At 39.8% G+C, this 21,917-nt stretch carries 18 protein-coding genes and 1 riboswitch; of the genes, 10 read left to right on the forward strand and 8 right to left on the reverse strand.

Translation table 11 applies throughout. The features are described from left to right. Positions 1-20: 20 nt before the first annotated feature. Entirely contained in the window at positions 21-443 is a 423-nt protein-coding gene (locus Q4546_RS03770) for an organic hydroperoxide resistance protein (protein ID WP_102436154.1), read from the reverse strand. Positions 444-865: 422 nt separating this feature from the next. Between Q4546_RS03770 and Q4546_RS03775 the strand changes: the two genes are divergently transcribed. Then, on the forward strand, positions 866-1,510 hold the full coding sequence (locus Q4546_RS03775) for a hypothetical protein (protein WP_102436156.1): 645 nt from the start codon (positions 866-868) through the stop codon (positions 1,508-1,510). A 22-nt stretch (positions 1,511-1,532) separates the two neighbouring features. Here Q4546_RS03775 and Q4546_RS03780 read toward each other — a convergent pair whose 3' ends face one another. After that, positions 1,533-2,444, reverse strand: a complete 912-nt coding sequence (locus Q4546_RS03780; RefSeq protein ID WP_303445722.1) for a TIGR03899 family protein — start codon at positions 2,442-2,444, stop codon at positions 1,533-1,535. A gap of 57 nt (positions 2,445-2,501) precedes the next feature. Then, on the reverse strand, positions 2,502-3,701 hold the full coding sequence (locus Q4546_RS03785) for an MFS transporter (protein ID WP_303445723.1): 1,200 nt from the start codon (positions 3,699-3,701) through the stop codon (positions 2,502-2,504). Between the two features lie 370 nt (positions 3,702-4,071). Between Q4546_RS03785 and hemG the strand changes: the two genes are divergently transcribed. Continuing rightward, a complete protein-coding gene (gene hemG / locus Q4546_RS03790; protein ID WP_303445724.1) occupies positions 4,072-4,593 on the forward strand; it encodes a menaquinone-dependent protoporphyrinogen IX dehydrogenase in 522 nt (173 codons plus the stop codon). Between the two features lie 57 nt (positions 4,594-4,650). Beyond that, positions 4,651-5,181 carry a cytochrome b/b6 domain-containing protein gene (locus tag Q4546_RS03795; RefSeq protein WP_303445725.1) on the forward strand — a complete coding sequence of 177 codons (531 nt, stop codon included), beginning with the start codon at positions 4,651-4,653 and terminating at the stop codon, positions 5,179-5,181. A 136-nt stretch (positions 5,182-5,317) separates the two neighbouring features. Here the strand turns inward: Q4546_RS03795 and Q4546_RS03800 are convergent, their stop codons facing one another. Beyond that, entirely contained in the window at positions 5,318-6,073 is a 756-nt protein-coding gene (locus Q4546_RS03800; RefSeq protein ID WP_303445726.1) for a thiol:disulfide interchange protein DsbA/DsbL, read from the reverse strand. A gap of 500 nt (positions 6,074-6,573) precedes the next feature. Between Q4546_RS03800 and Q4546_RS03805 the strand changes: the two genes are divergently transcribed. The 6 genes from Q4546_RS03805 (at position 6,574) to Q4546_RS03830 (ending at position 13,951) form a co-directional block, all read left to right on the forward strand. After that, positions 6,574-7,140 carry a phosphoribosyltransferase gene (locus Q4546_RS03805; protein ID WP_076541549.1) on the forward strand — a complete coding sequence of 189 codons (567 nt, stop codon included), beginning with the start codon at positions 6,574-6,576 and terminating at the stop codon, positions 7,138-7,140. A 141-nt stretch (positions 7,141-7,281) separates the two neighbouring features. Further along, complete coding sequence (locus tag Q4546_RS03810; protein ID WP_102476283.1) at positions 7,282-9,252, forward strand: U32 family peptidase; 1,971 nt, start codon at positions 7,282-7,284, stop codon at positions 9,250-9,252. A 79-nt stretch (positions 9,253-9,331) separates the two neighbouring features. Next, positions 9,332-9,670: a DUF3622 domain-containing protein gene (locus tag Q4546_RS03815; RefSeq protein ID WP_102440458.1), complete on the forward strand. Its 339-nt coding sequence runs from the start codon at positions 9,332-9,334 to the stop codon at positions 9,668-9,670. A gap of 175 nt (positions 9,671-9,845) precedes the next feature. Then, on the forward strand, positions 9,846-10,430 hold the full coding sequence (locus Q4546_RS03820) for a hypothetical protein (RefSeq protein WP_133126429.1): 585 nt from the start codon (positions 9,846-9,848) through the stop codon (positions 10,428-10,430). 214 nt (positions 10,431-10,644) lie between these two features. Beyond that, a riboswitch (cobalamin riboswitch) is annotated at positions 10,645-10,864 on the forward strand. A 132-nt stretch (positions 10,865-10,996) separates the two neighbouring features. Further along, positions 10,997-12,982, forward strand: coding sequence for a TonB-dependent receptor (locus tag Q4546_RS03825; RefSeq protein ID WP_303445727.1), 1,986 nt, complete (start codon positions 10,997-10,999; stop codon positions 12,980-12,982). A gap of 216 nt (positions 12,983-13,198) precedes the next feature. Further along, positions 13,199-13,951, forward strand: a complete 753-nt coding sequence (locus tag Q4546_RS03830; RefSeq protein WP_102476285.1) for an HDOD domain-containing protein — start codon at positions 13,199-13,201, stop codon at positions 13,949-13,951. 89 nt (positions 13,952-14,040) lie between these two features. Here the strand turns inward: Q4546_RS03830 and Q4546_RS03835 are convergent, their stop codons facing one another. Continuing rightward, complete coding sequence (locus tag Q4546_RS03835; RefSeq protein ID WP_303445728.1) at positions 14,041-14,973, reverse strand: LysR family transcriptional regulator; 933 nt, start codon at positions 14,971-14,973, stop codon at positions 14,041-14,043. 346 nt (positions 14,974-15,319) lie between these two features. Here Q4546_RS03835 and Q4546_RS03840 point away from each other — a divergent pair, with 346 nt between their 5' ends. Beyond that, positions 15,320-15,538 carry a dodecin gene (locus Q4546_RS03840; RefSeq protein ID WP_076541563.1) on the forward strand — a complete coding sequence of 73 codons (219 nt, stop codon included), beginning with the start codon at positions 15,320-15,322 and terminating at the stop codon, positions 15,536-15,538. A gap of 37 nt (positions 15,539-15,575) precedes the next feature. Here Q4546_RS03840 and queG read toward each other — a convergent pair whose 3' ends face one another. The 3 genes from queG to Q4546_RS03855 all read right to left on the reverse strand — a co-directional run bounded on the left by queG (position 15,576) and on the right by Q4546_RS03855 (position 20,782). Then, positions 15,576-16,748 carry a tRNA epoxyqueuosine(34) reductase QueG gene (queG, locus tag Q4546_RS03845; protein WP_241901051.1) on the reverse strand — a complete coding sequence of 391 codons (1,173 nt, stop codon included), beginning with the start codon at positions 16,746-16,748 and terminating at the stop codon, positions 15,576-15,578. 179 nt (positions 16,749-16,927) lie between these two features. Further along, complete coding sequence (locus Q4546_RS03850) at positions 16,928-18,883, reverse strand: tetratricopeptide repeat-containing diguanylate cyclase (RefSeq protein WP_303445729.1); 1,956 nt, start codon at positions 18,881-18,883, stop codon at positions 16,928-16,930. A 3-nt stretch (positions 18,884-18,886) separates the two neighbouring features. Beyond that, positions 18,887-20,782, reverse strand: coding sequence for a tetratricopeptide repeat-containing diguanylate cyclase (locus Q4546_RS03855; protein ID WP_303445730.1), 1,896 nt, complete (start codon positions 20,780-20,782; stop codon positions 18,887-18,889). Positions 20,783-21,917 lie beyond the last annotated feature (1,135 nt).

A 21,917-nucleotide genomic window follows, 5' to 3' on the forward strand; every position in this document is an offset into this window, starting at 1 on the left:
GTCTCAACAGCTGTTTATGCTTAAACCAGTGACAGCTCAACGCGAATGTTACCGCGAGTTGCATTGGAATAAGGGCAAACTTGATGAGCTTTTTCGATTAAGGCTTGCGCTGCTACTTTATCCATTGCTGGTAAATCAATGCGAAGTGCCACCTCAATGGCAAACCCAGCGCCTTGGGTATTTGCGCCAATGCCCACGGTTGCTTCTACTGACAAATCAGCACTGAGTATTTTCTTATCTTGGGCCGCAACAAATTTCATCGCGCCAATAAAACAGGCTGAATAACCAGCAGCAAAAAGTTGTTCAGGGTTGGTTCCTTCTCCGCCTGCGCCACCTAATTCTTTTGGCGTGCTTAACTCAACAGAAAGTTTGTTGTCTGAAGATACTGAGCGTCCATCACGCCCGCCGGTAGTTTTTGCTGATGCTGAATAAATGATGTCCATTATTACTCCAAATTACATAATTAAAATCATTATCTTGATACGCACACTTGAATTTAGGTTGTGCGCAACTTAACTGGGAGTAACAATAAACCTAAATTATATTGCGCGCAACCTAATTGTGGTTTATTTATTTTTCCCAAGATTATTTTGAAAATGATATGGCGCTAAATAGCTGGCGCTAGATTTACTCACAGTGGGTGGATGACTTGAGTATGCTTGAGATAATTGATTCGAAAGTCGTTGAATCACGAGCTGGTTTCAAGTAGGTGGCTAACTCTTTCTAGGTATAGGGTAAATGTTGAAAGCCTATAATTTTATTGGTTTTTATTAAAACTGAACATTTCTACATGTTTGAATAAATGTAGCTTGCGTGTTAATGTTTTTAGGCTATCTTAAAGTATAAACATCAGGGAGGATTGACAATGACTTCAACATTAACCAAAGAAGAGTTAGCCTGTTTCAGTGAACTTTTTGCCAAGCAGTCTCCTATTGTTAGTAAAAGTGATACTGATTCCGTTGCTGTGACCACTGAAATGCCCGAGGCTTTAGCCAGCCTGTTAGGGAAAACTCAGATGACGTTACTAGCTGAAATTGGTCACTACCGTTTATGGTTTCCTTTCTCTTTAAAAATGGATGAACTGGGCCAATTTGTGTCTCAACTGGGGATCCCTGAAGTCGTGGATACCCGAGGTGCAGATAGAAGCTGGCGCATGAAAGAGTTAGATAATGTCAGAATTATTGATTTTGATACAAATTTAGCCATTGATGTGTTGTCGCTTTCAAGCACTGGCGTCACTTTAGATGCACCGCAGATTATCGAGTCAAGCAAACCTAGGCGTGGCACCTTGGTGCTTACCCATGAAATTAGTTTTGATATTGAATATAAAAAAGTTCGCTCAGACAATGGCGTTATTGCAGCAACAATTATTGTCGGAGAAGACTCAAGAGAAACCCTCAGACAATTTTTATTTTCGATGCATAAAGCTCAGCATTCTTCTCTTTATGAGCATGGTGAGACGCAAGCGGATGTTCAAGCCACAGTCGCCTCAACTAAAGACTTTAAATAGTCTCGCATCTATATAGCTGCTATTAACTTTCTACCTTAAAGTCTCTGCTAAGTAGTGCGGTTAAATCCTTTACAAAAGCACTATCAACCTTAGGATGAACCAATTGGCTGAGTTCATCTCCAATGGGGGTAAAACGGTAATAACTGAATAGTAAGTTATTGCTATTAGGCTCAATAGCTATTTTGTTGTCTATCATATTTAATTGAATTTTAACGCCTTTGTCTAAGGTGCCAGTTTCAAATTCACTGCTGTGAAGTATTCCCGCATCAATTAAGGTCAATATACTCGAATAGGGCAAACCATATTTCGATAGCCCGAAATTCATCAGAGTTGATTTTCTAAAATATTGTTTGATACCGCCATGTATACGGTAGCCACTGAGCAGTTTATAACGGCTTTCGTGATTAAGTTTTACTGACATTCCCAAGGCTTTTTCAAGAATATGGGCTTCTCTTTGGGTCAGTTGTTTAAGGGTTGCCAATGTTCTTAGGCTAAAATTACCCGGTTTAACTATTTCACTGGCTAAAATGCGTGCCCATAAATCTTGCATTCTGCGGCTATTAATTTGCTCAGCCATTTGAAAAAACTGGTAACTCCAATCAGGGTCTAAATCTTCTCCTGTCACATCTGTAGGCGTATAAGTGAGAGCCAATTTAAAGATGGTTTCCAGATTAAGCTGATGCTGAGAGTGTAGTTTTCGTAGTCGAAACTCAGCTCGCTCAGCAATGGATGCACTGGAAGGGCGATAATCTTCTTCACTGGCTAATCCCAGTACTTTACCCAGCAAAAGCGCTTTTTTACTTGCTGAAACCTTAGCGCCGTTGTCGTTTGCCTGTGCTGAGTTTAGCGGCTTAGTCGAAGCTTTAGTTGAGGCCTTAGTTGTGGCCTTAGTTGAGACTTGGGCTTCAGAGATTTGCGGTTGAATGTTTGCCATTTTTTTATTCTTATTGTTTATTCTTATTGTTTATTCTTATTGTTTATTCTTATTGTTTTATGGTGTTTTGAGTTTTGATGTTTTTGTTACAAAACGCCAATTAGTTTCATTGCCAGCAGCAGGAGATGTCGGGATGTTTAATGCCAATATTAACGAGCATATAGCAAAGCCGACTCCAATCATAAATACCCATTGAGGCGAGCTTAACCATAATATGCCTAACAGTGCCGGAATAATCACTGCGGCAATATGATTAATGGTAAAGCTTACCGACATACTAGCGGCAATATCTTTAGGATCGGCAATTTTTTGAAAGTAGGTTTTCATGGCGATAGCCATAGCAAATAATAGATGGTCAAAAACATACAGCGCAGCAGCTATGGTGGCATGTTCAACTACGGCGTAGCTAGCAAAAACAATAATTAATCCAAGGTACTCAATTACTAAGGCGTTACGTTCACCTATGCGGCTAATAAAGCGGCCGATAGCTGGGGCAAATAGCAAATTAACCACGTAATTGATTAAAAACAGTGAGGTGATTTGGGTGACTGAATAGCCAAACTTTTCCACCATCATAAAACCGGCAAAGACCATAAAGATTTGTCTTCTGGCGCCTGATAAAAACGTCAGTGCGTAGTAAAGCCAGTAACGCTGTCTAAAGATAAGCTTTTTGTGCTGCGGCTCAGCAATAGGGAAATGTGGGTAATACAGACTCATCATGATAACCGCAATTAAGCCTAAGCCGCCAATGATGGCATACATCCACACATAATCGAGTTTAAGCCAAGTCATTACCAGCCAAATACTGCCATAACCCAGTAATGCAGCCGCAGATCGCCACGCTAATGCTTTACCTAAAAACTCTGCGGTGTGTTGTTTATCGACCCATTGTAGTGTCAAAGATTGATTAACGGTTTCAAAATAATGAAAGCCAATCGACATTAAAACTGTGGTGATATAAAGCCCTAATACACTGGGGAAAAAGCCAGTTATAGCAATGCCAATGGCTAATACCGCCAGTGACAACAGCGCGAAGGTTTGCTCTCTAATTAGCAGTAATACAAATATAGCGGTAAAGGCTAAAAAGCCGGGTACTTCACGCAAACTTTGCAGCATGCCAATTTCAGCCCCAGTAAATGCCGCTTTCTCGATAACAAAGTTATTGAGTAAGGCTTGCCATACGGCAAACACCATCGACATGATGAAGGTCACCCACAATAATAATTGCTGCGGATTTTTGTCTGAAACTGCGGGCATTAAGGTCACTTTTCCTTGTCTCTCAATCTTAGCCACATAGTTACATAATTTGCCGTTTAGCGCTAAGTGTAAAATGCTCTCTATTAGGAAGCTATCGCTTGGGCTTTAGCGATATGCGTGCCTTAGGTGGTCAGTTTGAATAGGTGTCGTAGTGCTAATAGCAGCTAACTTCGATTTGTATTTTTTACAAATTAAAAAACATAAGTGAGTGAAGCTTAGACTTTATCCCGCATTTTGTGAGCCAGCCAAAAGTCTTGATTATTAATGGGTGTTGCGACTAATTTGTCGTGATCTGATCCATGTAATTGTTGCGCCAATTCAATTAAGATGAAGTTAATGACAGATAACACTTTTTAAAATTGAGGTTAACGTGAGTAGCATTTTAATTATTTATTCAACGGTTCACGGTCAAACCCGTAAGATTTGCGATTACATGCAGCAAAAGCTCATCGCTAAAGGCAACACAGTCACCTTAGCAGCGCTGCAAGATACGCCTGATATCAGTGCATTTGATAAAGTATTTATTGGTGCCAGTATTCGCCATGGTAAGCACCGTCCCGCACTCTATCAATTTGCTGCCGACAATAAAGCAGTCCTTGATAGTAAACCCAATGGTTTTTTCTCTGTGAGTTTAGTTGCTAGGAAACCGGGTAAAAACACCCCAGACACCAATATGTATATGCAAGCTTTTTTAAAGCAAAGTGACTGGCAACCTAAAGTACTGGAAGTGTTTGGTGGTAATTTAGATTATCAAGGTTATGGCCCAATGGATCGTAATATTATTCGCTTTATCATGTGGATGACCAAAGGGCCTACGGATCCTAATACCCAAGTTGAGTACACCGACTGGGAAAAAGTAGATGCCTATGTAGACCAAATTCATAGCGCTTAACGAGCTTAAGACTGAGAATAAGTTAAGTGCTTATCATTGCAAAAGGAAGGTAAATTCATGAGTCAAAAGTCATCTGCTTTGGTTAGTGCTATTGCCGAAAAACTGCATGTCATTGTGATAACCCTAAGCGTATTTTTGGTGGTAACTAGCCCATGGATCCTAATCGGTCGGCAATTAAGAGCCAATGCCAGTATTTGGGACAGTTTGCATGTGTATCTAGGCTTAGTGGCAGCTATATTTGGTTTGTTATTTATGCTGAAGAATCTGTTAAATGGCCACTGGCGTCAGTTCTTTCCGTGGTTAAGATTAGACTTTTCCCAATGTGTAGATGAAGTTAAACAGTTAAAAAAGGGCACTTTACCGAGCTCTGGAGGCAAAGGTATCTTCAGTATTGTTGAAGGAATAGGGCTGATTTTAATGGCGCTAGTGAGTATTACCGGCATCGCATGGTTTGCCACTCAAGGTAGCAGTGATGCATTAATGTGGCGTAAATACCACATTCTTTTTGCCCAAGGCTTTGTGGGTTTCTTGATGGTACATATCGTGTTTGCCATGTTTCATATTATTGATATGGTGAGAAATTCTTAGTCATTAATTCAATCTATATACCATTGGCTAGTGACAATTTTACGTTATAACAAACCTAAAAAAGCCCAAGCATGATTATCATGATTGGGCTTTTTAATACGCTAAAGATTGTACTTAGACAATGATTCTTTGTAGCTTATTTCTTTTCTAATGCTAAGTAATTCATCACGTCAATTAGATCGCCAAGAGTACGCATTTCATTCATGTTGATAGCATACTTATCGTTAACGATGAAAGTCGGTACGCTTTGAACGCGGTACATGATTTGCTGTTGGCGCCATAAAGCTAGCTTTTTGTCAGTTGCTTCGCTGTCAGCAATTTTGTCATAAGCGGCGCTATCGATACCGTGAGCTGCAAACACTTGTTTGATATCGTCACGATTGTTGATTTCTGGCTCGTCATGGCTATGACCTGGAGCACTGTGGTCGTGGTGTCCGCCTTCGCCTTGAATCGCTTGGAACATGGCTTTATTTAATACATCCGCATTACCCACTTCATGAATAACGGCTAAAGCGCGCATGACTTCAGTACCAATATCACTGTTCATAAAGTCAACGTGCTTGGTTTCAAAGTTAATTTCTTTATTCAAGTTACCTTTAATTTCTGGCAGGTACTGGGTTTCCATGTTGTAACAGTTATGGCAGTAGAAAGAGAAAAATTCAGAAATCTTAGGTTCAGTTGATGCTGGTGCATCAGAAACTTGAGTGTAATGTTGACCTTCAACAAACCTAGATGGAGTTACAGCAGTTTTTTCAACAGTTTCTCCAGCCGTTTCAACAGCAGTTTTTTCTGTAGTTGTAACCGTTGTATCAGCAGGTTTGCCACAGCCCGTTAGGGTTAATGTGAATGCAGCAACAGCCAGAGTGAATGCAATATGTTTAATCTTTATCATGTATGCCTCGACAAAGTGGGGTGATTTTGGCGATATATCGCGAGAGATAATTAAGCTTACGCAACTTAAATAACTCAAGCAACTTAAGCACTTGCTTAATTGCCATAAAGTTAGCTGCGATTATGACTGAATCCGTTAGCAGTGTCAGTGCTAAAACTGTGATGGCCTAGTGCTTTTTAGTAAAAAGCACTGCAATTTAAACTAGCTTTTATAACGACTCAGTAAGCAGAATTTGCCAAGCTTCACAAACTTGCCGAAATTGCTCACTGTCGTCACTATTGTCTCTTTGCCACTTTTGTCACTATAGCCCGCTTAATTGTGACTATTTACACTGGCACTTTGATGAGTGGCAGTTGAGACTTATTATATTTTGGTGATTTTATACCAAGTCGTCATTGTGCGGTTTGAGGCTTATTTGATAAATATTTCTCTTCCTCACAGACAAGTTACCTATAATTGGTATAAAATCCGCCGCAATAAAATAATAGGGGCCTTATCCAATGACAGAGAAACATTATATTAGCGCACAGCAGTTGCTTGAAGACTCATTCAAATTAGCAGCACAAGTGTACGATAGTGGCTTTAGACCGCAATTTATTGTGGGGATTTGGCGTGGCGGTGCTCCAATCGGTATTGCAGTGCAAGAATTTTATGATTTTAAGAATGTTGAAACCGATCATATCGCAGTAAGAACGTCATCTTATTACGGTATTGGCACTGATAAGCAAAGCAAGAAAATCAAAGTTCATGGCCTACATTACATCATTGAAAATGCAAATGCTGACGATGGGCTATTAATTGTGGATGATGTATTTGATTCTGGCCGCAGTGTTGATGCATTAATTGATAAATTGCAAAAATTTATGCGCAAAAATATCCCGACAGATATTCGAGTGGCTTGTCCTTATTACAAACCAAAAAATACCGCAGTTGATTTAAAACCGGATTATTTTATCCATGAGTCTGAAGAATGGCTTGTTTTTCCTCATGAAGTGTCAGGTTTAAACCCGCAAGAAATCGCTGAAGGTAAAACAGATTTTAAGAATATTCAGCATTTGTTTAAGTAAAAGCATCGATATTGGTTATTTTTTGCTAAACTAGCAGCTCAACAGTGCGTCAAGAGAGTGCCTGACACGTGGTTATTGTCCGTGTTTAATTCACCTTCTTGATGCATTTTTTATTATTACCCTGAAAAGATACTGCCCATTATGAGCTCTGTTGAGATATTTTCCCCACAACAAACCACTGATAAGCCTCTAGATACTCAATCTTTAGGTTCTCAATCTTTAGCGAGCAAGTCGCAAGAGAAAAAGCAGCTTGAACTACTGGCACCCGCTAAAAATGCTGATTACGGCATTGAAGCTATTCGTCATGGTGCTGATGCTGTATATATTGGCGGACCTGCATTTGGTGCACGCCATAATGCCGGTAATAGTGTGGAAGACATTGCCAGACTGGCAGAGTTTGCTCATCGTTATCATGCTCAAGTGTTTGTAGCGTTAAATACCATTTTAATGGATGACGAAATTGCCAAAGCGCAGGCACTTATTTGGGAATTATACGAAGCAGGTGTGGATGCATTAATTATTCAAGATATGGGCTTGTTGCAGTTAGATTTACCGCCAATTGCACTGCACGCGAGTACCCAAATGGATAATCGCACCCCAGAAAAAGCAGTGTTTTTAGAACAGGTCGGTTTTTCACAGGTGGTATTAGCCCGTGAGCTGAATTTACCGCAAATTAAAGAAATTGCAGCCAGTACGCAACTTAAGCTTGAGTACTTTGTTCATGGCGCATTGTGCGTCAGTTATAGCGGCTTATGTAATATCAGTCATGCGTTTTCTAATCGCAGTGCTAACCGTGGTGAATGTTCACAAATGTGCCGTTTGCCTTGCGATTTATCCACCCGTGATGGTGAAGTGTTAGCTGAAAATCAGCATTTGTTGTCATTAAAAGACAACAACCAAACTGAGAATTTAGAAGCATTAATTGATGCAGGCGTAACATCATTTAAAGTGGAAGGCCGTTTAAAAGATATTAGTTATCTTAAAAACGTCACCGCCCATTATCGCCAGCAGTTAGATGCGATTATTGATCGCCGCAGCGATCTTGAGTCAATGTCTCATGGTCGAAGCGAATTTACTTTTACGCCAGATCCTGAAAAAAGCTTTAACCGCGGTAAGACAGATTACTTTATTAATCAACGTACTGAGCAAATTGAGCATTTTAGCTCGCCAAAGTACATTGGTGAAAAAGTGGGGGTTATCACCAGTGTTGGCCGCGATTTTATTAAAGTCGATAGCAGTAAAGCGGGTAAAGCCGTTGAGTTTAATAACGGTGATGGCTTGTGCTTCTTTATTGATGGTTATCAAAAGCAGCGTTTATCTGATAACAAAACCAAAGGCTTAAGGGTTAACCGCGCTGATGGTAATACTTTATATCTGACCGATGTGTCGAAAGACTTAAAAGTCGGTGTGGAGTTATTTAGAAACTTCGATCATCAATTTGATGCTTTGCTATCAAAAGACTCTGCTAGCCGTAACATTGCGGTTGATATGGTATTGGCTGATACGCCGCAAGGCATTTCACTGACCATCAGTGACAAGCATGCCCATAGCGTTACAGTAGAGCTTGAGTGGGTAAAAGAGCCGGCGAAAGATTACGCTAAAGCAGATGCAAGCCTGCGAACGCAGCTCGGCAAACTGGGTAACAGTGACTATCAGTTACAGCAGTTAACGATTGAATGTGCTAATCGTTGGTTTTTACCAGCGTCAGTGATTAATGGTTTAAGGCGAGATGCCATTGCCGCCTTTGATGACGCCAGAGTAAAAGGCTACCAGCGACCACAGCGAGCTGAGCATGATAAGTCAGCGCGTTTCCCGCAAAAGTATTTAAGTTTTTTATCTAATGTTGCAAACGATAAGTCTCGTGAATTTTATGAGCAACACGGTGTGGTTCAAATTGAAGACACTTACGAGAAAAACAAACTATTAACCGATGCACCATTAATGGTGACTAAGCATTGCTTACGTTACAGCTTTAATTTATGCCCTAAAGAAGTTGAAGGCATTAAAGCTGACCCAATGGTGCTCGATATTGGCAAAGACCGCTTAAAGCTGGTTTTCGATTGCCTAAAATGTGAAATGATGATCGTTGGATCAAATCAATTAGTAAAGTAATCAGGTGATGTCATCTTATTACTCAATAACCATTATCACGCGCGATGCGTGGCGATAAATTTGTAGGAAAAAGCCCAAAATGACTAAAGCAAAAAAATATGATTTTAGAGTAAAACAAGTTGGTACAACTTGGAAAACTGAAATCACTCGTCGTATGACTGCAACTAAGACTATTGTGTCTAAAAGTCATGACGGATTTGCATCAGAAGCCGAGGCTGAAGCTTGGGGTAAGCAAGAGCTTCCCGCTTTTTTAACCACGCAAGCTGAACGCAATAAACGTAAAACAGAAAAACAACTTAAGGCTAAATCAATTGCAGATGCAATTGCTGCAGAAGCATTAACCGATGAAGCAGATGCATTATCAGATGATGCTAAGCAAATAGATGCTGCCGATAGCGCAGATGTTGTTGAAGATTAAGCGTTAAAACATTACAGTAATGCAACAACTTGGTGACAAGGTTTGCCGTATTTATTTTTGAATAAACCAAACTTCACCTTTCAGCACCAATACCAAGGACGAATTAGGTATGAAAGCTTGCTTTACGACAATAATATTTTCAGGGCTGTTGTTATTAGGCCCTGGAAATAAAGTAATGGCCAAAGAGTCACAGTCTTACCTCAATAGCACCACCAATCAATCAGCAGATGCAACTAACGCTGCAAAAAGAGAGTTATCAATATTTTCCAAAAGTGTGTCTTTTGAGCTGCCTATTGGCTGGAATATGGCATTTAATTCTAGCAAAGGGAATATGTATAAAGCTGAGTTTGTTCCTGCTGGGGAAAGTTTAAATAATTGGTCTGATTTATTCTGTATTCAAGGCTTTGAGGGCTTGGCAGAAAATATCGAGCCTGAGCGATTTTTAAATAATTTTGCTAGCACCTACCAAGACAGCTGCCAAGGTGAGGTGGTTTATGAGCAACTTGGAAAAACCCAGATGGGTGGTCAAGAAGCGTATCACGGCATTATCGGCTGTACCGTTATGGCTAACTTTTTACAGCAAGGTGGCTCAGTTAAACAGCAAGGTGAAATAGGTTATTACGCCGTAATTAAAGGCGTTGAAGACTTGTACTTTATGCATAAGTCTATGCGCGGCGATGTTTTTAATAAAAACTCAGCGCCATTAAAATCGACCAATCATCGTCAATTTATGTCGAATTTTAAGCAGTTACGATTCTAGAAATTTTCTTTTTATCAATAATTGGTTTATCAACAATCCGCTTATCAGTAAGCGAGCTATTAATGAGTAATCATATTATTCAGACTATTTTTCAATAAGTTGAATAATATGATTGATTCATTTTCGTTATATCAAAAATCCCCATAAGCACGTTATACTATATCAGCTTGTTATATGGCTGCTTTAAGTCGTAGCAATCAAAAATTTATATAATTTATCGTCAATTTATAGTGGTGCCTGTGTATGACACGGGATAATCGGGAAACTAGTGAAAATCTAGTACTGCCCCCGCAACGGTAATGGTGAGGACTGAGTGCGATAAAGCTTGTAGCTGTGAAATTTAAGCTGCTATTTAACGTTAAAAATTCATGTTCGTCAGTAGCTTTGCTACTTTAACCTAAGTCCGGAGACCGGCCCTATAGATGATTTTGAGATTTCGGTGGGCAGATCTCGAAATGTAGCTCGTTGCTTGTAAATAATCATGGCTTATCGCTAACAGATAAATTTACGAGTACGATGCGCTGCGGCAAATATGCCCCATTTTTCCTTTCAGGAGTTAAAGGTAAATGGGTACAAATCTAACAAAAATCGCATCAGCATTAAGCCTAGTATTTGGTCTAGCTGCTTCAACAACCTCAGTTGTTTACGCTGACACCACAACAGACAATTCTGCCAATGCAGAGGTTGAAAAAATTGTGGTTATTGGTCGTCAAGATGCAAATCCTCTTAATATTGCAGCGAATGTAAATGTGATCGACCAAGCTGATATTCAGCTTAGTGGTGCGGTGAGCTTAACGGAGTTATTACGTTCTCAAGCGGGTATTCAAGTGTCTGATAACAACTCAGGTACGACTTTTGCCATGCGCGGTTTTTCAGCGTCTCAAGCCGCCAGCAATACCTTAATTTTGATTGATGGTCGCCGCTTAAACAATATTGATATTGCGGCTCCTAGCATTAATGCAGTGCCGTTAAATCAAGTTGAGCGGGTGGAAATATTATCAGGTAGTGCTGGGGTACTTTATGGCGATCAAGCTGTTGGCGGGGTGATTAACATCATCACTAAAGCGCCTAATAAAGACGGCGGCGGACTGCAATTAAGTGCTGGCAGCTTTGATACTTATGAAGCTAAAGGGGATATTTCAGGCAAAATTAATGACGCTTGGCATTATTACTTGGCCGGCAGTTACAATCAAAGTGATAACTATCGCGATAATAACGACAGTGAAACCGGCTCAATTCTAGGCCGTTTGCAATATCAAACTGATTTACAAAATTTCTTTGTTGAAGCCAGCTACTTCGATAATGATCGCCAGGCCCCTGGTGCGCTAACACTGGAGCAGTATCTGCAAGATCCAACTCAGGCCGCACCTTTTACCGATGATGATTATGTTCATGAAATGACCACAGCGCTGCGCAGTGGCTATGAGTACCAATTAACTAAAGAATGGGCTTTGGCCACTGATTTAACTTACTCTGATACTCTAACCACTAACTTTATTTGGGGCAGTGCTGGGCGTATCGAGCGAAGTTTATTAAGCTTTTCACCCAAAGCCACAGCAAATTATCAGCTAGATAATGGTGATTTAGACATTATTGCTGGGGTTGATTTAAGTATCGGTGAGGCCGATTTTGATACTGCTTACATTCAACGTAATAATGAACAGAAAGTGACCAGTGCTTATGTGCAAGCCTCAGTGCCATTAACGCAGTCATTATCCTATGTAGTTGGTGGGCGTTACAGTGAAGTGACAGATGACTTAACAGATCAATTATCATACGCAAATGGTGTTGAGCTTGATAATGATGCCCATGCATTTGAGTTAGGGTTAAATTATCGTCCAAGCCTTGCGCATCGTTTTTATATTCGCGCCAATGATAATTTCCGTTTTGCCAAAGTGGATGAGCAAGCCTATACCCCAATTACCACCCTTGGTCTTGATCCACAAACCGGCCGCTCATATGAAGCAGGTTGGGACTGGACCACTACAACACAAACCTTCAAATTAAACCTTTACCGTTTAGATTTGGAAGATGAAATTGTATATGACGCAGGGCGCACTGATGGTCCACAGGGCGGCGGTGCTAACGTTAATGCTGATGCTTCAACTCGTTTTGGCGTTAATGCCGCTTATGATGTGCAAATCGCTGCAGATTGGTTGCTGGGCGCATCATATGATTACATTGATGCTGAATTTACCGAAGGCGAGAACGAAGGCAAAGCGCTTTCTTGGGTTGCGGAGCATAATGCCCGTGCTCACGTCAGTTATGACATAGCCCAACAGTGGCAAATCTTCGCTGAAGGTATTTATACTGGTGAGCGTTATGTGGAAGGCGATAATGCCAATATCGACCCTAAATTATCAAGCTATGTATTGGCTAATTTAGCGATTAACTATACCCGTAATGAGTGGAGTGCCAGTTTACGTGCTGACAACTTGTTAGATAAGCAATATGTCAGTGCTGGCTATTATGTTCCTGAGGAGTGGGGCGGCAGCGGTTATTACTCGGGTAATGGTCGCTCAATTCGCTTAACCTTAGGTTATCGTTTTTAAAATCCCTTTGTAATGAACTAACAGATAATAAGCGAAGCGTCTGATTTTTAGACGATAATAACTTGTTATCTAGCTAATTACACTGAAGATACTAAAGCCGACAAAGCACTTGTCGGCTTTTTGTCTTAATCAGCATTAATCACTTGACCTTTGTAGGGTTTCTATGGATAAATTCGTTAATCGAGAACGAAGAATTATACAGGGAAGCATCGCTTTATGACCTACCTTGAGCAGCAGGTACTCACTCAAGTAAAAGCTATTATTGGCAACGAAGAACAAGTCATTGGGCGCCGTGGTATTTTGATCCCTTTAAAAAAGGCCTTAATTAATGAAGCAGATATCCGCATTATTATCGATATCATTGCCAGCGATCCCGCGCTTGCCGCTCATTTACTTTGGCGCAGTAATACCGCTCAAGCTGGTGGCGTAATCGCGACAAAAAATCGCAGTATAAAAGATGCGCTTATCCGTTTAGGCCAAGTCAATATTTACCGCTATAGCTTCTCATTTTATCTAAAAGAACGCTTAGATGAATTACCTGAACCATATTGTAAATTAGTTAAGGGCTATTGGGCGCTTACTGAAAATATCGCTACCGATGCAGTGCATTATTTACGTGAGCTTGAAGACAATAAACAAGCTATAGATATTGATGCAGATGAACTGCAAACCTTGGCGCTATTTAGTGTATTTGGTCAAGTGATTACCTTAAGTGCGTTTGCATTTTTAAATGCCGCCTCAGAAAAGCCCATAGCATTACAGGTGATAAAAAAGCTCATTGATACCCAGCAGCAAAGTTTATCTATAGAAGCATTTGAGGCTCTTGGGTTAGATGATGAGTTACGCAATGAATTTATGGTGGCCCATAATATTAACCAAACGAGCAATGTAAACTCTGCAGGCTTAGTGCTTAGAGCTGTGCTGAGCAAACGTAATGTATTGATAAACCCAATTAATGAATCTAATTAATGAAGCTAGTATAGCGAGTTGATTTAATCCCATGACATAAAAAATGCCACCTTAATCGTGGCATTTTTTATGGATTTTTCACAACTTGTTTATGCACATTCTAAGAGCGATTGGTGCTTTTGACTTAATCTTTGTAACTTTAGCCCTTCAGCAGCCACTAAGGTTAGCCATTTTTGAATTAAATGGGTATTGGATGTATTAAGGCGGTAGGCTGCAAATAACGGCCTTTTTAAGCCTTCGCTGCCAAGTTTTACAGAACTTAAGTTAAGTCCATGGCCTTCATTAATTGACCAGCTTGGCAGCGCCGCTACGCCATCATTACAAGCAATACGTTGAAGCAGCATCGCTGTTAAGTCACATTGCTTTTGTTCACCCACCTCAACACCAGCAGGTTCTAAAAAGTGCTTATAAATATCAAGGCGCTGCAATGGAACAGGGTAAGTGATCAGTGTTTGCTTGGCGAGCTGCTCAGGTTTAATGAATGGCTGTTTTGACAGCGCATGATCATTTGAAACCACCAGTTTCACTTCAAAATCGAATAAATGTTGATAGGCAAGTGCATGCCCTGGTACTGGATCTGAAGTGAGTACAATATCCAACTCACCAAGCGCTAAGGCATTTAATGAATCAAATAAATGACGGCTAGATAAATCAATACGGCCATCTGGTGCGATTTGTTTAAAGGCCTCGGTCACCGGCATTAACCAGCGAAAGCAGCTATGGCATTCAATCCCCAATTTTAAAGATTGCGCCTCTCCATCAAGGCCTTTTTTCAGATCTGATTCTGTCACCATCACTTTAGGGAGAATTTCCTCCGCCAAATTAAGTAGTCGAGTGCCTTCTTGAGTAAAAGATAATGGTTTGCTCTTTCGAATAAAAATAGACGAATTAATGCGTGTTTCTAATTCTTTTATTTGATGAGATAGCGCTGATTGAGTTACGAAGCGTTTTTTCGCAGCACCAGCAAGGCTACCACTTTCTTTAAGTGCCATCAGAGTTCGAAGGTGTCTCAGCTCTATCATATAATCCTCACATGAATTTTGCTCAACTTACGGGTGAAATCAATTCGGTTGCTTGTATCAAGACTATCACAATAAACTTCTAGACGTCCAGACGCCTGTGTAATTTATTTACGAAAATGTAGTCTCATTGTTAACTTTTGTGATTGTTTTGACGTGAAAATTACAGCTTTTGATTTTATAAAAAGTGACTTTAATAAGTGATCACTAGTTTAAAGGTCATTGAGAGAGGGCTTTTTGAGGTTTTTAATCTGCGACTACGCAGTTTTGCTAGGCTTATCTATACTCTGACTGGTATTGCTTTATTTAATTTCTATGTTGATTGAGTTTAAAATGACTGGAGTCATAAATGAGCCACACTTATAAAATTATTGAGTTAACAGGATCGTCACCTATCAGCTCTGATGATGCGATAAAAAATGCAATTGCAGCAGCTAATGAATCGCTTAAACATTTACGTTGGTTTCAGGTTGTTGAGACCAGAGGTCACCTAGAAGAAGGTTTAATTGCTCACTGGCAAGTCACTATTAAAGTCGGTTTTACTTTAGATCAGAAATCACCTCATTGAAGACGTGGTGTCTGAAAGATGACAATAAGTAAAAGGTTTAAGCGTCTCTAGGTAAGCCTTTTTCAACACTGCGGATCACTCGCAAGGTTTTACGGCTTAAATGACTTTTAGGCGCCGTTTTTGTTTTATCGTCAGGGGTTAAATCTTGCTGTTTAAGTGCTTGTTGCGCTAGTGCCCAATCAATATGTTCTATGACCATTTCATCGACTTCATCGCTACATCTGCGTAGGTTAAGCGCATCAATAATTTGCTGATTAAACGGCGCGTTACCTAAGGCAATCGCAATGTTTCTTAACCAGCTTTTATGGCCAATTCGACGTATAGGGCTGCCTTCTGTAAGTGATAGAAATTGCTTTTCAGTCCAAGCAAACAAGCTTAGTAAATCAGGTTGGATCAGTTGTTTACGAATATGAAAATCAGTTTGCTGAGTTAGCGGCGCTTTACTGTTAACAGGGCACACTAATTGGCAATCATCACAACCATAAATGCGATTGCCAATGGCTTGGCGAAATTCTTCAGGTATCACGCCTTGTAATTCAATGGTGAGGTAAGAGATACAGCGGCGACCATCGACGACATTGTTGTCTAATATGGCATTAGTCGGGCATGATTTTATGCAGGCTACGCAGCTATTACAGCTTTGGTGGATAGGAATATCTACAGGCAAAGGTAAGTTAATTAACACTTCGCCTAAAAAGAACCAACTGCCAGCCTCAGGGTTTAGTAATAATGAATGTTTACCTGTCCAGCCAAGACCTGCTTTTTCCGCTAATGGCCGTTCAAGGATTGGGGCAGAGTCCACAAACGGTCTGAAATCAATGCCATCAAGCCCTAAGTTATGGCAGTGTGACACGATTTTATCACCGAGTTTTTTAAGCTGTTTACGAATCAGTTTATGGTAATCTCTGCCGCCTGCATAACGAGAAATATAACCTAAGTTTGGGTCTGATAAATTAGTGGCAAAGCCCGCTTGTGGCGGTAAATAGTCCATTCTGGTGCTGAGTACGCGAACGGTACCTGGGTGAAGCTCATGGGGGCGAGCGCGCATCATGCCGTGGCTGGCCATATAGCCCATTTCCCCGTGATAACCATTATCGAGCCATTGTTGTAACTTGCTCTCTTCGCTTTTTAAATCGGTATCGGTGATCCCAAGCTGAGAAAACCCTAATTCAAACGCCCAGCTCTTTATTAAGTAAGCTAACTCCGCCATCTCAGTGGCTGAAAGCTTATGCGCTAATGGCTGTAATAGTCCTGAGGGGGTTGTGGCAGACTCCTTTTCCCTAGCATTAAGCGCTGTATTAGTATTAGCCGCTGGATTAGCATTAGGAGGTATATTTGAATTAGGCATGATGACAGCTATTTACGCTAGGTTAGTGATCCACTGTTTTATTATAACCTCTGTGAGTCATCATGGTAGTACGATAGCTGATTTCGGCCATTTCTTTTGGCTTGGTAAAGCGCCATGTCTGATTTTTTTATCAGTTCAGATAATGTTTGTTCATCATAATAAGTGCTCACCCCAGCACTGATGGTGACCTTTAGCTCGGGGTTAATTGCTGAGAAATCATGACTTGATACTTCCTCGATGATCGCTTGTGTTAGTGATATCGCAGCAGTGGAGCGAATTTGCGGTAATAACACTAAGAACTCTTCACCACCTACTCTACCAATGACTGCGTTTGCTGGTAATTTGCTAGTACAGATCTCTGCTAATGTTTTAAGGACAGTATCACCAGCGTCATGACCATAGGTGTCATTTACTTGCTTAAAATGATCGACATCAAAAGACACAATAGCCAAAGTTTGCTGATTGATTAAGGCATTATTAAATAATTGATTTGCCTGTTGATACAAGGCAAGGCGGTTTGGCAACTGGGTTAGTAAATCGGTCAATGCTAACTGTTTAAATTGTTTCGACTTCTTGTTTGAGTAGAGAGTAAATATAAACAGTAATATTAATGACGCACCGCCCAGTATTAGTGCAATAATTTGTAATCTTTTATTGTCTTGTTGGGTGACTAACTGTTGCTCTTTCAGTAATTGGAATGCGATCAATTTAGCATTTTCAGATTCAATTTTTTCACTATCAAACTTGACTAGCATTTCAGTGCTGCTTTGATTTTCCATCGCCTTATCAATTAGCTGATGTATCTCATACAGGCTAATTTGTGCGTCATAGGCTTGCTGCCAATCTTGTAAGGATTCATATATCTCTATTTTTGATTTGAGTAGCATTTCATGGCCGCGCTTATTGTGATTGCGCTCAAACCCTGCGGTGGCCTTGTCTAAGTAAGGTATTGCTTGCTCTTCGAGCCCTAACCCATGTTTAGCTTGGGCAAAGAACAATTGCATAAAACTATAATGAGTATCTACATTAGGGCCGATGACATCTTCATATTCCTTGAGATAATCAAGGGCGAGTTGATATTTGCCTAGTTCAATAAGTGGGTAAGACATATCTACAGCTACCCGTGCAGGGTATGTAGGGTCGGTATAGATAGTCTGAAAATAGTCCAATACGGTTAAATAGTGGTCGGCAGCTTTTTGGTATTGGCGTAAATCTTCATAGGCATAGGCCATGTCCATTTTTACCATCATGGCTAACTCAAGCTGGTTGCTCTTGGTAAAGGCTTGCTCAAGCTGGAGATAATATTTTAGGGCGGTGTCCGTTTCGCCCATACGGCGATAAGTGACCGCTAAATCTAGTAGGCTGAGGTGCTGTCTAGTGGGTAAATCAAACTCTTTATACAGCTCATGAGCCAATAATAAGTTTTTAAGCGCCATCGCGAAATCAGCGGTATAGGAGGCGATTTGACCAAGCTGTGAATAGGCATCAGCCATTAAGCGGCGATTGTTAATCCCTTCTGCTGCTAACAAACTTTCACGAATAAGGGCATTTGCCGCTGAGGTATCGCCGCGGTAACGCATGATAGTTGCTTCACAAAGCTTTAACTCTATTCGAGTGCTTGCTGGCATTGCTGGATAAGTTTTTAAGGTATCAATAATGAACTGATCGGCTAATTTATTTTCATCGCCATGGAAAACATTATGACTAAGACACTGTTTAGGCAGTAACAAGTAAGTGCGTTCGATATCTTCTACATCGAGCAAGCTTTCAAGGTCTTTAACCATTTTCGGAAAACTAGGATCGTTAATATCGGTTTGATCGGCGGCGTTAAAGAGTGTATCAAACTCAGGGTTTTCTATTTTGGCAAAGCTTGAGAAACTCATACTGAGCATAGCTAAACCTAAGCTAATAATGAGCAATGGCTTACGAACTAGCATTTGGATAAACAGGTTTTTATTAATGCCGTGAAAAAGGCTTTTTTGATTGCCGCTGTGCATATATCAATGCTCTCCTTTAATGATGTTTGGGAGATATTGATAATGCCTATAGCAGTCTCTGCCGTCATTTTTTGCCTCATAGAGGGCAATATCAGCTTTTTTCAAAATAGTAGAAATACTGCTTTCATCAATCACGCTTGTAATGCCGATACTGACTGAAAATATCAAGTTATCGTTTAACTGCGGTGAGTTCACAAGTTTCATTTTATGATTAATTCGCTCAGCGAAAATCATCGATTGCTCGATATTTGTCTTTGGCATAATGATCAGAAACTCTTCACCACCAATACGCGCCACAGTATCTTCCTCGCGGCAATTTTGCTGACAAGTTTGAGCAATGAGTTGTAGTGCTATATCACCGATGTCATGGCCGAATCGGTCATTGACACTCTTAAAGTGATCTACGTCGATAAGTAAGATAGAAAATTGCACTTTTTGCTTTAGCAGCTTTTGCATGACCTCGTAGGCATGTAAGCGATTAGGGATGTTGGTGAGTGGATCTTTTAATGCTATTTGTCGATATTGCTGTGACTTTTTTTGCAGCTTAACAATTAAAATAATTAATATTAACAAGAAGATAAATGTCATTGCTAGGGCGGTATATTGTAATTTTTGCTGAGTTTTTACGGCATTAAGCTGAATGTCTTTAAGCGCTTGGAACTCAATTAACTGTGCTTGTTTATCTTCTAGGTTATCTGAGTCAAACTTGAGTCTCATGTCGGAATTATAGGTGTCCAGCCTTAACTGATCGAGTTGTTTATGAATGCTTAAGAACTGATGGTGCCAGTAGTTAGCTGACTTATAATCAGCTTGGATAGCAAATAACTGACTGGCTAACTGATAACTAATAGCTAAACCTTTTTGCATATTATACTTTTGAAAGTTAGCTGTTGCTGCATTGAAATGCTCAAAGGCGCTAGCATAGTTGCCTTGTAACATGCGCAGCTCTAAATAATAACTATGCATGTAACCATAGTGAGAGTACATCTCGGGGGTCATGTAAGGTCGAGCTTGATTTAGCCACTTTTCTGCTTCTGCTAATCGGCCAAGTTTAATCAGCGGCGCTGACATATCAATCGCAACTCTAGCGGTGTAAAGCGGATCATTGATCCCCTCGATGACCTGATAGACTTTTTCAAAGTATTCCAGTGCTTGCTGATATTCACCGCGATCTAATTCTATATAAGCGAGTGAGTTTTCAACATTGGCAAGTAACATTAAGTCTCTGGTTTTATTAAGGTAACCCTTTATTCTGTTGTAGTAATAAAGTGCTTTTTCGTTATCGCCTGAGCGCCGGTAAATACCTGCTAAATTCAGTAAGTCTAAGCTAGCTGCATGCTGTAAGCCTATTTGTTGATTGAGCTCAAAAGACTGAGTGAAGCTATCAATCGCTTTGGAAAACTGACCTTGATAAAGTGCTTGTTTGGCAATGTTATTATGGGCTTTGGCGATGATATGCTTGTCATTTAGTGCTAAGGCTTGTTCAAGTGCAGCCTGATTTAGTTTAATCGCGCTGCTATGTTGGTCAAGGTATCTGAATGCTTTTGAACGACATAAATTCAGCAAAATTGGAATTTGTGGACTAAAAAAAGATTGCTGCTCAATGTTGTTTGTCGTGGTAATAAAGTTGTTGTTTTGCTCACTGTCACTGGAGCTAAAGGTTTTACATTGCTCAGTAAGTAACAGCTGCTGGCGCTCAATATCGTTACTGGCAATAATGTTCTCGAGTTTGAGTAATGTTTGCTCTATGACAAGTAAATCTGTGATCTGTTCTGTTTTTAATTGATGGAACAAGTCATCAGCTGCCTTGTTATCAAAAGTAAAAGCAGTCACTGAAGCACTATTCAGTAAACCGACTAATACCAACAATAACAGCAGCTGATTGATGTAACGACTCACCTTGTGACAGTAAAGGCCGTTAAAAACGCTAATTGTTGAATTATAATTATTATGCAATTTTTTATACTTGCTTTACGCAGTTCCTTCATGCTGTTTTTGTTTGTTAACTAAGGCTGTAAACTGGCTTGTTAACTCGCAACAATCCTTTTAAGCACAACTTTTACAAAAGTGCTAATCAACTTGAGCAAAACAGTGCTCAGTGCTTTTTATTGTTAGGCTACAGGTTAAAAATTGGCCGCTTTGCTTAATATCGGCCATGCAACTTTTCCCTGAATTAATATTTTTGTATTTTATTATTTAGTATTTGATAACAATATAAAAAGTTCAATTAGCCACTAGGATCAATAATATCTTTTTTCTGCAGGTGAGTATCAACAAATTTACTTAACTTTACTAACTTATTGTTATCAGCTTGGTAACTATTGCTGGTGCAGCTATCTAGGTATGTCGAATTACGTAAAGCTGCATAAATCGTTAAGCAGGCATAAAAGTTAATAAAAAAAGAGATAAGATCTATATCAAAGATTGCTAATTTAACTTACTGGCTTCACAACATTATGACAGAAATTTTGGTTTGTTCAATCAAAGCTGAATAAGTAGCGCTGTTATGGCTAAGCTTCTGTTTAAAAGGGTAAATAAATAAGTATGTGTCACGCAAAGAACACTTCAGCCTGTGCTTTTGTTAATATTTACTCGCGTTTTTTTGTTTAAATGCACTGTGAGGTAATCTGATTAATTGTTTATTTCATCTTTTAAAAATAGCTGTTGCTAATATAGTTCGTTAACTGTGTTTACCATAGTGAAAACACCTTAAAAAGAGTCGATAAATGTTAAAAGCATCATCATTCATGAGTTAAGTTGTTTGCATTCATTTTATGTGTTTAACGGGCCACTTTTAATCTAACTGGATAAGATCACATTATTGACTGGGTAGGTATTTGCAGCTTCACAAAAACAACCAATATATATGTCTATAACCTATAAAGGCGTTGATAATATCGTTTATACTAGTCTGTTGCTAAATAACATAAAGCTTAAAGGTTTAATGGCAGTATTTTCTGCGATAGAAACCTTATGCCTGTGCCATTTTAAGTGCTGTTAATGCGACTTAGTTACTCAAACTGCGTTAATCACA

It is taken from the genome of Shewanella sp. 4_MG-2023, assembly GCF_030548015.1.
Lineage (GTDB): Bacteria > Pseudomonadota > Gammaproteobacteria > Enterobacterales > Shewanellaceae > Shewanella.